The following is a 13181-nucleotide window of genomic DNA, read 5'->3' as shown; positions in this document are numbered from 1 at the left end:
ATGACAAGACTGGTAGCAATCGACTGGGGCACGAGTTCCCTCCGCGGCGCACTGCTGGATACGGACGGCAAGGTGCTCGAAGAACGCAGCGATGCGCGCGGCATCCTCAAGGTGCCCGAAGGCGGATTCCCCGCCGTCTTCGAAGCGCTGTTCGGCGACTGGATGCGCCTGGAAGGCGCGCGCTGCCTCATCTCCGGCATGGCCGGCAGCAAGCAGGGCTGGGTCGAGGCACCGTACTGCGCCTGCCCGGCGGGCCGCGTCGAGGTGGGCCGCAAGATCATCCACATCGACGCGATTCCCGGTGCGCGCATCGCCATCGTGCCGGGCCTCAGTGACGAGCACGACGGCGTGCCCGACGTGATGCGCGGCGAGGAGGTGCAGATCTTCGGCGCCATGGCGCTCACCGGTGCGAGCGACGGCCTCTTCGTGCTGCCCGGCACGCACAACAAGTGGGCCACTGTCAGCAAGGGCCGCGTCGCGGGCTTTCGCACCTGCATGACGGGCGAGTTCTACGCGCTCTTGAGCCAGCACTCGATCCTCGCGCGCACGCTCGATGCCGCCGCGCCGCTGGACGAAGCGGCGTTCCTGCAGGGCGTGACCCAATCGGAGAACGGCCACGGCCTGTTGCACAACGCCTTCGGCGCACGCACGCTCGCGCTGTTCGATCGCATGCCGAAAGAGGAGCTGTCCAGCTACCTCTCGGGCCTCCTGATCGGCGAAGAGCTGCGCACCCAATCGCTGCAGGCGGCCGGCGAGGTGGTGCTGATCGGCTCGCCCGTGCTCACCGAGCGCTACGCCCTGGCCCTGCGCGCCGCCGGCGTTGCCACGCGCACGCTCGGCGCCGAGGCCACCTGGGCCGGACTGCATGCGCTGTCCGGTTTTCTTGCAGCAGACAACCACTGAATCCAGCCATGACCACGCCCCTTGAAAAATTCAACGCCGCGATGCGCGACCTGCCGCTCGTGGCCATCCTTCGCGGCCTCTCGCCCGCCGAGGCCGCGGACGTTGGCGATGCCATCGTCGAGCCCGGCTTCCGGCTGCTCGAGGTGCCGCTCAATTCGCCGCAGCCCCTGGCCAGCATCGCGCTCATGCGCACGCGTTTTCCGCAAGCGCTGGTGGGCGCGGGCACGGTGCTCGACGCGCAGCAGGTGCGCGATGTGCACGCGGCCGGCGGCGAGCTGATCGTCTCGCCCAACTTCAACGCCGCGGTCATCGCCGAGGCCGTGAAGCTCGGCATGGTGTGCCTGCCCGGCGTGATGACGCCGACCGAGGCCTTCGGCGCGCTCGCGGCCGGCGCCACCGGACTGAAGCTCTTCCCCGCCGAGCTGGCCTCGCCCGCGGTGGTGAAGGCGCTGCTCGCGGTGCTGCCGGCCGGCACGCCCGTGATGCCCGTGGGCGGCATCACGCCGTTGAACATGGGCGAGTGGCGCGCGGCGGGCGCGGCCGGCTTCGGCATCGGCTCCGCGCTCTACAAGCCCGGCAAAGAGGCCCCGGCGGTGCGCGACGATGCGAAGAAATTCATCGCGGCCTGGACAGGCGTCACCCACGCTTGATCGCACGCCTGATCCATTGCCGGTTCACAAGAAAAACGAAGGAGACACGATGTCCGCAGATTCCGACTACGCCAGCCCCGCCGTCCGCAAGCTCCGCGAAGACCTCGCGCTGGCCCTGCGCGCCGCTGCCCACCACGGGCTGTCCGAAGGCGTGTGCAACCACTTCAGCGTGATGCTGCCGGGCGTGCAGGACCGCTACCTCATCAACCCGCGCGGCCTGCACTGGAGCGAGATCGGCCCCGACGACATCGTGCTGATCGACGTGCACGGCGAGGTGCTCGCCGGCCGCCATCGCGTGGAGCCCACCGCCCTCTTCATCCACGGCGCGGTGCATCGGCTCACGGGCCACGCGGTCGTGCTGCACTGCCACATGCCCTACGCCACCGCGCTCACGCTCACGGTGGACCGCGCGCTCGACCCGACCGCGAGCCAGAATGCGATGCGCTACATGAACCGCATCGCGATCGACGCGGTCTACAACGGCCTGGCGCTCGACGATGCAGAGGGCGAGCGCATCGCGCGTTCCATGGCGGGCGAGAACGCCGGCAAGGACATCGCCTTTCTCGCGAACCACGGCGTGATCGTGGCGGGCGCCACCATCGCGCATGCCTACGACGATCTGTACTACCTCGAACGGGCGTGCCTGCACCAGGTGATCGCCCAATCGACCGGGCGTCCCCTCGCGCCCGTCGATGCGAAGCTGGCCGCGCACGTGGCGGCGCAGATCCAGGGCGAGCGCGAGCAGTCGGACCTGTTCTTCGAAGCGCTGCGCCGCATGCTGCCCGCCCCGCGCGCCTGAGCGCACACCGGCACGGCCTCCCGGCCTACAACCAACGGCACACCTGCGGCGGTGCCCAGCGCATGCCGCAGCCCTTAGGATCAGGCATGCCCACTTGACGTCACACGTCTACGGGCTGCTTACAGCTCTTCATCCGATTTCGCCTCCGCCTTACACAAGGTTCACACAAGGCAACGACGATGAGGCTTCCAACCACTCCACGGGAGTTGCCATGAAAAAGCTCAGTTTCGCAATCGCCGCAGCCGCCCTCATGTCGCTGGCTGCCATCAGCGCACCGGCGCAAGCCCAGACCGGCGGACGCTTCATCCAGGCCCAGGTGTACGTGGTGCCGCCACCGCCGCCGCGCCGCTACTACGCGCCGCCCCCGCCGCGCCACTATCACCCGGGCTACTACCGCGATGGCCGCCGCTACGACAACGGCCGCCGCTGGGACGACCGCCGCCACTACGGCGGCCGCCGGGACAACGATGGGGACGGCGTGCCCAACCGCTACGACCGCCGGCCCAACAATCCGTACCGCAACTGATCGATGAGAACGAAAAAACCCGGGCCGAGCGCCCGGGTTTTTTCTTGCGGGCGCCGCTCAGGCCGCTCAGGCGCTCAGGCCGCGGCAGGTTTCGGTGCCGCCGCATAGGCCGGCGTCTCGCTCGACAGGCTCTGCTTGAGCTGGCGCGAAACCTCGTCGGCCAGCACCTCGGGCCTGCCGGCCTCCACGCCCGCGAACGCCTGGCGCGCCACGTCGTCGGGCGATGCCTTGGCGCCCGGCACGTGCGCGGCCATGTCGGTGTCCATGTAGGCCACGTGCAGGCTCGTCACCTGCGTGCCCTGCCCGGCCAGTTCGTTGCGCAGGCCGTTGCTCAGCGACCATGCCGCCGACTTCGTCGCGCTGTAGGTCGCCACGCTCGGAAAGCTCACCCAACTCAGCGCCGACAGCACGTTGATGACCGCACCGCCACCGTGGGCCGCGAGCACCGGCGCAAAGGCTTGCGTCAGCGCCCAGGGGCCGAAGAAGTTGGTCTCGAACTCGGCGCGCGCCGCATCGACCGCGCCCGCACCCAGCAGACTCGATCCGCGCGAGATGCCGGCGTTGTTGACGAGCAGCGTGACGTCGCCGCAGGCGGCCACCGCCGCGGCGATCTGCGCGGGCTGGGTCACGTCGAGCGGCACCGGCGTCACGCCCGCCAGCGTGATGCTCTTCGGGTCGCGCGCGGCGCCATAGACCTTGCTCGCGCCCGCCGCGAGCGCGGCCTTGGCAAAGGCCAGCCCGAGACCGCGGTTGGCGCCGGTGATGAAGACGACGGAGTCCTTGATTTTCATGGGAAGCCTTTCGCTGTGTAGAAACTGTTTCAGGCCTGCGCCACCCGGCGCAGCAATCCGGTGGGCGTGCGCGGCCAGCCCACGCGCCCGAACCATGCACCACCCGCGATCGCCGAGGCGATCACGATGCCGTACACCACCAGCGCCACGCCCTGCGCCGCGAAGACGCCGGTGAGCCCGCCGCCCCAGCGCAGTGCGAGCCAGCCGCCCGTGCCCGCCACGGCGAGCCGGGCGATGTTGCCGAGCACCGGCCACAGCAGGCGGCCCGCGCCCTGCGAAGCAAAGTACAGGACGAGCCCCACGCCGAAGAAGCCGTAGAGCGGCCCCACCACGCGCAGGTAGTGCGTGCCGGTCTCCAGCATCGCGGGGTCGTTGCCGAACAGCAGCAGCCACGGCCGCGGGAACAGCGCGGCCGCCAGGCCGATGGTCTCGGTCAGCGCAAAGGCAAGCGCCGCGCCGGCCCAGGTGGCGCGCAGCGCGCGTTCGCGCTGCCCCGCGCCCATGCAGGTACCGACCATCGCGACCAGGGGTGCGCCCAGGCCGAACACCAGCGGCACCAGCAGGTATTCGAGCCGCGACGCCGTGCCATAGCCGGCCAGCGCGCCCGAGCCGAAGTGCCCGGTGAGTGCGGTCGCGATGCCGATCGACAGGTTGGTCGCCACCGTCGACACCGCGCCCACGAGCCCGATGCGCAGGATGTCGCGGAACATCGGCCACTGCAGCTTCAGCGCCGCCAGTGTCGGCTTGAGCAGGCTGCGCGGCGAGCGCAGGTAGACGATGAGCGCGATGGAACCCAGCAGGTAGTAGAGCAGCAGCGCCATGGCGCCGCCGGCGATGCCCATGCCCGGGATCGGCCCCCAGCCGAAGATCAGGAGCGGCGACGCCGGAATGAGGAACACCACGCCCACCACCGTGACGTTGGCGGGCACCGCCATGTTGCCGGTGCCGCGGATGATCGCGGAGAGCGAGTTGAAGAGCCACACCAGCACCGCGCCCGCGAACACCCAGTTGGAGTACGTGAGCGCCGCATCGAGCGAAGGGCCGGTGCCGCCCATGATGCCGTAGAGCCAGCGTCCGCCGAACAGCAGCGCCAGCGAAAAGAACAGGCCGAAGCCCAGCGCGATGACGACCGCATGCCACACCAGCGCATCGGCATCGTCGCGGCGGCGCGCGCCGAGTGCGCGGGCGATCGACGAGGCGATGCCGCCGCCCATCGCGCCGCTGGAGGTCATCTGCATCAGCATCACGATCGGGAACACCAGCGCCATGCCGGCGAGCGCATCCGTGCCGAGCTTGCCGACGAAGTAGGTCTCGATGAGCCCGACGGAGGCCTGCGCCACCATCACGAGCACGTTGGGGGCTGCAAGGCGCAGCAGCGTGGGCACGATGGGCGCCTCGAGCAGGCGGCGCGTGCGCGGGTCGAGTTCGCCTTTGGCGGAGGTGGTCATGGCGGGGCCTTCGGGTGGTCGATCAGGCGCGCGCAGTCGCAGTCGCAGTCGCAGTCGCAGTCGCAGCTGCGGCGGCGGCTGCGGCTGCGGGCGTAGCCGGCGTGCCGGCCTTGGCTGCCGGACGGCGGATCATCATCACGATCACCGCCGCGACGAGGCAGGCCGCACCGGCTGCGTACAGCGCCGGCGTGTAGGTCAGGAGCAGCGTGCGCGCAAAGCCCGCGCCATAGGCGGCCGTGGCGGCGCCCAGCTGGTGCGCGGCAAAGATCCAGCCGAACACGAGGCCCACCTTGGCAGGACCGAAGGTCGCGCCCGCGAGCTTGACGGTCGGCGGCACGGTGGCGATCCAGTCAAGGCCGTAGAACATCGCGAAGAGGCCCAGGCCGTAGATCGTGAATTCCGAATGCGGCAGCCAGAAGAGCGACAACCCGCGAAGGCCGTAGTACCAGAAGAGCAACTTGCGGTTGTCGTAGCGGTCCGAGAGCCAGCCCGAGAGGATGGTGCCCACGAAGTCGAAGGCGCCCATCATCGCGAGCACCGAGGCCGCGGGCACCGCGCCCATGCCGTTGTCGCCGCACAGCGAGATGAAGTGCGTCTGCACGAGGCCGTTGGTGCTCAGGCCGCAGATGAAGAAGGTGGCGGCCAGGATCAGGAAGGTGCGGTTGGTCGCGACTTCTCTCAGCACGCGGAACGGCGTGGCGAAGTTCATCATCGCCGCGGGCGCGGCCGGTGCCGCGGGCTGCGTGCCGGGCACCTCGCCGTAGGGCAGCAGGCCGATGTCGGACGGCCGGTTGCGCATGAGGCACAGCGCGAGCACCGCGATCAGCACGCTGCCGATCACGATCGGCACGATGGCCGAGCGCCAGCCCCAGTGCTCGATCATCCAGGCCGCGAACGGGAGGAACGCCAGTTGCCCCGTCGCCGAACTGGCCGTGAGCATGCCGATGACCAGCCCGCGGCGCGCGACGAACCAGCGGTTGGCCACCACCGCGCCGAGCACCAGCGCGGTCATGCCGGTGCCCAGGCCCAGCATCAGGCTCCAGAGCACGAAGAGCTGCCACAGCTGCGAAGCCATGGTGACCAGCGCCATGCCCAGGCCCACCAGCGCAAGGCCGGTGCAGATCACTGCGCGCAGGCCATAGCGCTCCATCAGCACCGCGGCAAACGGGCCCATGAGGCCGAAGAGCGCAAAGCGCAGCGCGAGCGCCGAGGAGATCTGCTCGGTGCTCCAGCCGAACTCCTTGGTGAGCGGCTGCAGCATCGCGCCCGGCAGGCCGAGCGCGGCCGACATCGTCAGCATGGTCAGGAAGGTGATGGCGGCGACGATCCATCCGTAGTGGATGCCGCGGCGCTGCAGCCATGCGGAAACTTGGGTGGCGAACATGGGGCCTCTGCTGTTGGAATGGGATGTGGAGGAGGAGAAGGGAAAGCAATGCCGCGCGCAGCTGTGCGCGTGAGGCGAAAGTGATGTTGCGGGCCGGTCCGGGTCAGTCGCTGCAGTCGGGCGCGTCTTCCGCGCCGAGCAGCTCGAGCGACTCGTCGATCAGCTGGTGCAGGGCCAGCACGCGCTCCACGCCCAGCAGCGCGTTGAGCTTCTGCTGCGCGGTCTTCCAGTGGTGCTGGGCTTCGCGCCACTTGGCCTCGCCCTCGGGCGTGAGCGCCACCAGCCGACTGCGCGCATCGGCGCCGGCGCTCTGCGTGACCCAGCCGGCGGCAATCAGCGGCTGCATGTTGCGGCTCAGCGTGGAGGCGGTGGTCTTGAGCTCGACCGCGAAGTCGACCGGGCGAACGGCGCCCAGCCGCTTGAGGTGCGACAGCAGCGAGTACTGCGTGGTCTTCAGGCCGCTCTTGGACACCTCGGCGTCGTAGTGCATCGACAGGCGACGCATGAGTTGTCGTACCTTGAAACTGGTGCAGCCGCGCGGCTTGGTCTGGATGTCCATGGGGTATTATTGTAGATGCAACTATTGCATATGCAACTTCATCATCCCGCCAAAGCCCCCAGGAGAAATACAGGCATGACGCAACCCACCAGCCAGCTCGACGCATGGATCGCCGAGGAGCGCGTGATCATCGACCGCCTGGACAACGGCCCCGGCCCCGGCCTCGCCCACCCCGAACAGATCGCCGGCAAGACCGGTCTCGAAGTGATGCAGGCGATGCTCAATGGCGAGATTCCCTATGCAGCCATCGCCAAGACGCTGGACTTCACGATCCTCTCCGTGAGCAAGGGCGTGGCCGTGTTCCAGGGCACGCCGCTCGCGCAGCACCTGAACCCGCTGGGCACCATCCACGGCGGCTGGGTCGCCACGATGCTCGATTCGGCCCTGGGCTGCTCGGTCCACACGATGATGCCGGCCGGCCGCGCCTACACGACCGCCGAACTGAGCGTGAACTACGTGAAGGGCCTCACGCCCAAGGTGCAGCGGGTGCGCGCCGAAGGCAAGGTGATCCATTGCGGCAAGCAGCTCGCCACCGCCGAGGCGCGGCTCGTCGGGGCCGACGGCACGCTGTATGCGCATGCCACGACGACGTGCCTGGTGTTCGAGATTCCTCCGGCCCGGTGATGCAGCAGGGCAGTAGGCCTTCGGCTTGTAAGTCCAAAGGGCGCCCCCTCCTCCCGCCTGTTGATAATTGTTCTCATCGGCGTCGCCATCAACGGCCGCCGGTGTCTCCCCAAGAACACGTTACCGCCCTGGAGGATCTGTCATGACCCAACGCTTCGGCGCTCCGACCCGCGCTGCGCACGCACTGACCGGCGTCGCCACCGCCTGGCTCGCCCTCATCGCCCTGCCCGCGCATGCCGCCGAAGAACTCACGCTCTACACGACGCGCGAGCCCGCGCTGATCCAGCCGCTGATCTCCGCCTTCAGCGCGCAAAGCAACATCAAGGTCAACACCGTGTTCGTGAAGGACGGGCTCCTGGAGCGCGTCAAGGCCGAGGGCGCGCGCTCGCCGGCCGACGTGCTGATGACCGTGGACATCGGCAACCTCATGGACCTGGTCGACGGCGGCGTGACGCAGCCCGTGAAATCGCCCGCGCTCGAATCGGCCGTTCCCGCCAACCTGCGCGGCGCCGACGGCCAGTGGTTCGCGCTCTCGCTGCGCGCCCGCGTGCTCTACGCGGACAAGACCCAGCCGATCACCAGCTTCCGCTACGAAGACCTCGCCAACCCGAAGTACAAGGGCAAGGTCTGCATCCGCGCGGGCCAGCATCCCTACAACACGGCCCTCGTCTCCGCGCTGATCGCGCACGACGGCGAGGCCAAGGCCGAGCAGTGGCTGCGCGGCGTCAAGGCCAACCTCGCGCGCAAGGCCACGGGCGGCGACCGCGACGTGGCGCGCGACATCCTGGGCGGCATCTGCGACATCGGCCTGGCCAACTCGTACTACGTCGGCCAGATGAAGAGCGCGAAGGAAGGCACCGACGCGCGCAAGTGGGGCGATGCGATCAAGGTGGTGCGCCCGACCTTCGCCAACGCCAGGAGCGGCGGCACGCACGTCAACATCAGCGGCGCCTCGGTGGCGAAGAACGCGCCGCAGCGCGCCAATGCGGTCAAGCTGCTGGAGTTCCTGGTGTCCGAGCCGGCGCAGGCGCTCTATGCGCAGACCAACTACGAGTACCCGGTGCGCAGGGGCGTGGCGCTCGATCCGATCATCGGCCAGAGCATCGGCGAGCTGAAGGTCGATCCGCTGCCGCTAACCGAGATCGCCAAGTACCGCAAGCAGGCCAGCGCACTCGTTGACAAGGTCGGCTTCGATCAGTGACGCCATCGATAGGGCACGCCTTGCCGGTGCCCGAATCATGCGAATGACACGGCGCCAGCCGCCGGCCCTGCAAGCCGCAGGACCGGTCTGGCGCCTTGCCTCGTTCGCGATCGCCATCGGCGTGCTCGCGCCCGTGCTCACGCTCGCGTGGCTCGCGTTCGGTTCCGGCGTCTCGCACTGGGGGCCGCTGTTCGCGCACGTGCTGCCGCAGGCGGCGCTCAACACGGCGCTGCTGCTGGCCGGTGTCGGCACGCTGGTGCTGGTGATCGGCACCGGCTGCGCGTGGCTCGTCACGGCGCATGATTTTCCGGGGCGCGGCGTGCTGCACTGGGCGCTGCTGCTGCCGCTCGCGATGCCGACCTACATCGTCGCCTTCGCGTACCTGGACCTGCTGCACCCCATAGGCCCCGTGCAGGGCGCGATCCGCTGGGTGCTGGGCTTCGACAGCCCGCGCCAGTTCCGCCTGCCCGACCTGCGCTCGATGCCGGGCGCGATCTTCGTGCTGGGCTTCGTGCTCTATCCCTACGTCTACATGACGGCGCGCGCGATGTTCATGACGCAGCCGGCGCACTTGCTGGAAGCCGCGCGCACGCTGGGCGAGAGCCGGCGCGGCGCGTTCTTTCGCGTGGCGCTGCCGCTCGCGCGGCCGGCCCTTGCCGTGGGCCTGAGCCTTGCGCTGCTGGAAACGCTCAACGACATCGGCGCCTCGGAATTCCTCGGCGTCAACACGCTCACGGTGGCGGTCTACACCACGTGGATCACGCGCTCGGACCTGGCCGGCGCGGCGCAGATCGCCTGCGCGATGCTGTTCGTGGTGGTCGCGCTCGTCTGGCTCGAACGCAACGGCCGCCAGCACCAGCGCTTCGGTTCCACGCAGCGCATGCGCGCCGTGCAGCCGCGGCGCCTGCATGGCGGCGCCGGCTGGGCCGCGACCGCCGTCACGGCGCTGCCGGTGCTGATCGGCTTCGTGGCGCCGGCGCTGTACCTCGTCTGGGAAAGCGCCAAGCGGCTGCGCCAGGGCGGTGGCATTTCGCAGGGGCTGGTCGCCAGCCTCGGCAACACGCTCGCATTGGCCGCGGGCGTCACCGTGATGGCCGTGGGCGCGGGACTGATCGTCGCCTGGGCGGCGCGCAGCCAGGGCGCCAGCCCCAACCGCGCGCGCTGGCAGGCGCGCGCCGCCACGCTGGGCTACGCGGTGCCGGGCACGGTGCTCGCCATCGGCCTGCTCACGCCGGCGCTGGCTTTCGATGCCGCGCTCGCAACGCTGTTCGGATGGCAAGGCCTGCCGCTGATGAGCGCGGGCATCGTGCTGGTCGTGGCCTGCGCGATCCGCTTTCTCGCGATGCCGGTGGGCGGCATCGAGGCCGGCCTCGCGCGCATTCCGCCCGCCATCGAGCAGGCCTCGCGCCTGCTCGGCGAAACCACCGCGGGCACGCTGCGCCGTGTGCACCTGCCGCTGCTGCAGCCGGCCATTGCGGCGGGCGCGCTGCTGGTCTTCGTCGATGCGATGAAGGAGTTGCCCGCCACGCTGCTGCTGCGCCCCGCCAACTTCGACACCCTGGCCACCTGGCTCTACGCCGAGGCCGCGCGCGGCACCTATGAAGAAGGCGCGATCGCCGCGCTCGCCATCGTGCTGGCCGGCCTGCTGCCGGTGGTGCTGCTGGCGCGCAACCAGCTAGGCACGACGCCGGTCGCACCCGTTCCGGAAAATACATGAGCTCCGCGCTGCACCTCGAATCGATCCAGCTCGCGTACGACACGCCGCGTGGCCCGCACACCGTGGTCGACGATTTCTCGCTGTCGCTCGCGGCCGGCGACATCGCCTGCCTCTTCGGCCCCTCGGGCTGCGGCAAGACCACGGTGCTGCGCGCCATCGCGGGCTTCGAGCCGCTGCGTGCGGGCACGATCCGCCTGGACGACGTGGCGCTCTCCTCCGCCCGCACGCACCTGCCGCCCGAGCAGCGGCGCGTGGGGATGATGTTCCAGGAGTACGCGCTGTTCCCGCACCTCTCGGCCGCGAAGAACGTCGCCTTCGGGCTGCGCCGCCTCGGCCGCGCGGCGCAAGAGGCGCGCGTGGCCGAAATGCTGGCGCTGGTCGGCCTGGCCGAGGCCGGCGAGCGCTATCCGCACGAGCTCTCGGGTGGCCAGCAGCAGCGCATTGCGCTGGCCCGTGCGCTCGCGCCTTCACCCGCGCTGCTGCTGCTGGACGAACCCTTCTCCAACCTGGACGGCGGCACGCGCGAACGCCTCACCGCCGAGGTGCGCGGCATCCTGAAGCAGGCAGGCCAGACCGCCATCCTGGTCACGCACAACGAGCCCGAGGCGCATGCGATGGCCGACCGCATTGGCGTGATGCACAACGGGCGCATCACGCACTGGCTCGACACCACGGCCTAGCACAAGGCGCCAAATTGGCGAATGGGCTTTCCGGAAAAAGGTTGTTCGGGATCGCAAGAATCGCGGCGATCCAAGTACGCAACATAAGACGGAGAGCCACATGTCCCAACCCCTCACACTCATCAGCCACCTGCTGTGCCCCTACGTCCAGCGCGCCGCCATCGCGCTCGGTGAAAAAGGCGTGCCCTTCGAGCGCGTCGTGATCGACCTGGCGAACAAGCCCCAGTGGTTTCTCGACATCTCGCCGCTGGGCAAGGTGCCGCTCCTGAAGGTGCAGCGCGCGGACGGCACCGAGGCCGTGCTGTTCGAGAGCAACGTGATCTGCGAGTACCTCGAAGAGACGCAACCCGGCGCGCGCCTGCATCCCGAAGACCCGCTCACCCGCGCCGGGCACCGCGCATGGATGGAGTTCGGCTCGGCCATCCTCGCCGACCTCTGGGGCTACGAGACCACGCAGGATGCCGCCGTGTTCGAGCAGAAGCGCCTCGCGCTGATCGCCAAGTTCGAGCGCGTCGAGGCGGCGCTCGGCGCGGGCCCCTACTTCGCGGGCAAGGACTTCAGCCTGGTCGATGCGGTCTTCGCGCCGGTGTTCCGCTACTTCGAGGTGTTCGACACGCTCATCGATTCGCGCATCTTCGCCGCGCTGCCCAAGGTCGATGCCTGGCGCAAGGCGCTGGCCGCACGCCCGAGCGTGCGCGATGCGGTGGTGCCCGAGTACCCGCAGCACCTGATGGAGTTCCTCAAGCGCCACGCGTCCCACCTGCTGACGGCGGCGGCTTGATCGGCGCGGCGGGAAGCCGACAATAGCGGCTTCCCCCTTTCATAAAACCACACGGCCCCACGAGATGCGATTCCTTCACACCATGCTGCGCGTCGGCAACCTCCAGCGCTCCATCGACTTCTACACACAAGTGCTCGGCATGAACCTGCTGCGCACGTCGGAAAACCCCGAGTACAAGTACAGCCTCGCCTTCCTCGGCTTCGACAAGGGCAACCCCGACCAGGCCGAGATCGAACTCACCTTCAACTGGGGCACCGAGAGCTACGACCTGGGCACCGCCTACGGCCACATCGCGCTCGGCGTGCCCGATGCGTACGCGGCCTGCGCGAAGATCAAGGCGGCGGGCGGCAACGTGACGCGCGAGGCGGGCCCGGTCAAGGGCGGCACGACGGTGATCGCCTTCGTGACCGACCCCGATGGCTACAAGATCGAATTGATCCAGCGCGCCGAGTCCGCCGAAGGCGCCGGCCTGCGCTGAAGCGCTTCGGGTAACGCCATGGCCAGCCCGAAGAAAGAAAAGAAGACGACACGTCACATCGCGCTGCTGCGCGGCGTGAACGTCAATGGCATCACGATCAAGAGCGCGGACCTGAAGGCGCTCTTCGTCGAGCTCGGCTTCGATGAAGTGCGCACGGTGCTCGCGAGCGGCAACGTGCTGTTCGACACCGGCGAGAGCGATGCCAGTGCCTTGCGCAAACGCATCGAGCACGCCCTGCGCGAGCGCTTCGGCTACGACGCGTGGATCGTGCTGCTCACGCAGAAGCAGGTGGCCGACATGGCTGCGGCCTACCCCTTCGAGCGCATCGACGAGGAGCGCCACCCGTACCTCGTGTTCGGCTCCGACCCCGCGATGCTCGACGAGGTGATGGAAAAGGCCGGCACCGTCGACCCGAAGCTCGAACGCCTGAAGCGCGGCAAGGGCGTGCTCTATTGGCAATGCCCGCGCGGCGAGAGCACCGACACGCCCGTGGCCAAGCTGCTGGCCAAGACGCGCTACAAGTCGAGCACAACGGCGCGCAACCTGCGCACGGTGGAAAAGCTGCTGACAGACTGAGCTTCTGTAAAGACGCCCGCACATCGGGAAAGCGAGAACTTTGGTGGCATGCGAGTTGCAATAG

General features: G+C 69.1%; 15 protein-coding genes. 11 read left to right on the top strand and 4 right to left on the bottom strand.

Going from position 1 to position 13181, the window contains the following annotated elements; translation table 11 throughout:
* The 4 genes from BM133_RS00795 (at position 1) to BM133_RS00780 (ending at position 2878) form a co-directional block, all read left to right on the top strand.
* Entirely contained in the window at positions 1-903 is a 903-nt protein-coding gene (locus BM133_RS00795) for a 2-dehydro-3-deoxygalactonokinase (RefSeq protein WP_093430967.1), read from the top strand.
* Positions 904-911: 8 nt separating this feature from the next.
* Positions 912-1553, top strand: coding sequence for a 2-dehydro-3-deoxy-6-phosphogalactonate aldolase (locus tag BM133_RS00790; protein WP_093430966.1), 642 nt, complete (start codon positions 912-914; stop codon positions 1551-1553).
* Positions 1554-1602: 49 nt separating this feature from the next.
* A complete protein-coding gene (locus BM133_RS00785) occupies positions 1603-2352 on the top strand; it encodes an aldolase (RefSeq protein ID WP_093430964.1) in 750 nt (249 codons plus the stop codon).
* A gap of 211 nt (positions 2353-2563) precedes the next feature.
* Entirely contained in the window at positions 2564-2878 is a 315-nt protein-coding gene (locus BM133_RS00780; protein ID WP_093430963.1) for a hypothetical protein, read from the top strand.
* Between the two features lie 74 nt (positions 2879-2952).
* Here the strand turns inward: BM133_RS00780 and BM133_RS00775 are convergent, their stop codons facing one another.
* From BM133_RS00775 to BM133_RS00760, 4 genes are all read right to left on the bottom strand, one after another.
* Positions 2953-3669, bottom strand: a complete 717-nt coding sequence (locus BM133_RS00775; protein ID WP_093430961.1) for an SDR family oxidoreductase — start codon at positions 3667-3669, stop codon at positions 2953-2955.
* A 29-nt stretch (positions 3670-3698) separates the two neighbouring features.
* Positions 3699-5117 carry an MATE family efflux transporter gene (locus tag BM133_RS00770; RefSeq protein ID WP_093430960.1) on the bottom strand — a complete coding sequence of 473 codons (1419 nt, stop codon included), beginning with the start codon at positions 5115-5117 and terminating at the stop codon, positions 3699-3701.
* A gap of 22 nt (positions 5118-5139) precedes the next feature.
* Positions 5140-6501: an MFS transporter gene (locus BM133_RS00765; protein ID WP_093430958.1), complete on the bottom strand. Its 1362-nt coding sequence runs from the start codon at positions 6499-6501 to the stop codon at positions 5140-5142.
* Between the two features lie 103 nt (positions 6502-6604).
* Positions 6605-7060: a MarR family winged helix-turn-helix transcriptional regulator gene (locus BM133_RS00760; RefSeq protein ID WP_093430957.1), complete on the bottom strand. Its 456-nt coding sequence runs from the start codon at positions 7058-7060 to the stop codon at positions 6605-6607.
* Positions 7061-7135: 75 nt separating this feature from the next.
* Between BM133_RS00760 and BM133_RS00755 the strand changes: the two genes are divergently transcribed.
* From BM133_RS00755 to BM133_RS00725, 7 genes are all read left to right on the top strand, one after another.
* On the top strand, positions 7136-7684 hold the full coding sequence (locus BM133_RS00755) for a PaaI family thioesterase (RefSeq protein ID WP_093430955.1): 549 nt from the start codon (positions 7136-7138) through the stop codon (positions 7682-7684).
* Positions 7685-7826: 142 nt separating this feature from the next.
* The gene (locus BM133_RS00750) at positions 7827-8885 is read left to right on the top strand and encodes a Fe(3+) ABC transporter substrate-binding protein (RefSeq protein ID WP_093430954.1); all 1059 of its coding nucleotides are present in this window, start codon (positions 7827-7829) and stop codon (positions 8883-8885) included.
* Positions 8886-8928: 43 nt separating this feature from the next.
* Positions 8929-10602 (top strand): ABC transporter permease, encoded by a 1674-nt coding sequence (locus tag BM133_RS00745; protein ID WP_093430952.1) that lies wholly within the window; start codon positions 8929-8931, stop codon positions 10600-10602.
* Complete coding sequence (locus tag BM133_RS00740; protein WP_093430951.1) at positions 10599-11282, top strand: ABC transporter ATP-binding protein; 684 nt, start codon at positions 10599-10601, stop codon at positions 11280-11282. The genes BM133_RS00745 and BM133_RS00740 overlap by 4 nt, the downstream gene beginning before the upstream one ends.
* 100 nt (positions 11283-11382) lie before the next feature.
* Positions 11383-12063 (top strand): glutathione S-transferase family protein, encoded by a 681-nt coding sequence (locus tag BM133_RS00735; protein ID WP_093430950.1) that lies wholly within the window; start codon positions 11383-11385, stop codon positions 12061-12063.
* A gap of 64 nt (positions 12064-12127) precedes the next feature.
* Positions 12128-12541 carry a lactoylglutathione lyase gene (gene gloA / locus BM133_RS00730; protein ID WP_093430949.1) on the top strand — a complete coding sequence of 138 codons (414 nt, stop codon included), beginning with the start codon at positions 12128-12130 and terminating at the stop codon, positions 12539-12541.
* 18 nt (positions 12542-12559) lie between these two features.
* Complete coding sequence (locus tag BM133_RS00725; protein WP_093430947.1) at positions 12560-13117, top strand: DUF1697 domain-containing protein; 558 nt, start codon at positions 12560-12562, stop codon at positions 13115-13117.
* Positions 13118-13181: the final 64 nt, after the last annotated feature.

The sequence above is a fragment of the Variovorax sp. 770b2 genome, from assembly GCF_900115685.1.
Taxonomy (GTDB): Bacteria; Pseudomonadota; Gammaproteobacteria; order Burkholderiales; family Burkholderiaceae_C; genus Variovorax.
This window is presented reverse-complemented; position numbering and strand designations above follow the sequence as displayed.

Bases quoted from the DNA above. Each gene is read 5' to 3' on its own strand.
- BM133_RS00790 (WP_093430966.1), top strand. From the start codon at position 912: ATGACCACGCCCCTTGAAAAATTCAACGCCGCGATGCGCGACCTGCCG.
- BM133_RS00750 (WP_093430954.1), top strand. From the start codon at position 7,827: ATGACCCAACGCTTCGGCGCTCCGACCCGCGCTGCGCACGCACTGACC.
- BM133_RS00740 (WP_093430951.1), top strand. From the start codon at position 10,599: ATGAGCTCCGCGCTGCACCTCGAATCGATCCAGCTCGCGTACGACACG.
- BM133_RS00755 (WP_093430955.1), top strand. From the start codon at position 7,136: ATGACGCAACCCACCAGCCAGCTCGACGCATGGATCGCCGAGGAGCGC.
- BM133_RS00760 (WP_093430957.1), bottom strand. From the start codon at position 7,060: ATGGACATCCAGACCAAGCCGCGCGGCTGCACCAGTTTCAAGGTACGA.
- BM133_RS00725 (WP_093430947.1), top strand. From the start codon at position 12,560: ATGGCCAGCCCGAAGAAAGAAAAGAAGACGACACGTCACATCGCGCTG.
- BM133_RS00795 (WP_093430967.1), top strand. From the start codon at position 1: ATGACAAGACTGGTAGCAATCGACTGGGGCACGAGTTCCCTCCGCGGC.
- BM133_RS00770 (WP_093430960.1), bottom strand. From the start codon at position 5,117: ATGACCACCTCCGCCAAAGGCGAACTCGACCCGCGCACGCGCCGCCTG.
- BM133_RS00745 (WP_093430952.1), top strand. From the start codon at position 8,929: ATGACACGGCGCCAGCCGCCGGCCCTGCAAGCCGCAGGACCGGTCTGG.
- BM133_RS00735 (WP_093430950.1), top strand. From the start codon at position 11,383: ATGTCCCAACCCCTCACACTCATCAGCCACCTGCTGTGCCCCTACGTC.
- BM133_RS00785 (WP_093430964.1), top strand. From the start codon at position 1,603: ATGTCCGCAGATTCCGACTACGCCAGCCCCGCCGTCCGCAAGCTCCGC.
- BM133_RS00780 (WP_093430963.1), top strand. From the start codon at position 2,564: ATGAAAAAGCTCAGTTTCGCAATCGCCGCAGCCGCCCTCATGTCGCTG.
- BM133_RS00765 (WP_093430958.1), bottom strand. From the start codon at position 6,501: ATGTTCGCCACCCAAGTTTCCGCATGGCTGCAGCGCCGCGGCATCCAC.
- BM133_RS00775 (WP_093430961.1), bottom strand. From the start codon at position 3,669: ATGAAAATCAAGGACTCCGTCGTCTTCATCACCGGCGCCAACCGCGGT.
- gloA (WP_093430949.1), top strand. From the start codon at position 12,128: ATGCGATTCCTTCACACCATGCTGCGCGTCGGCAACCTCCAGCGCTCC.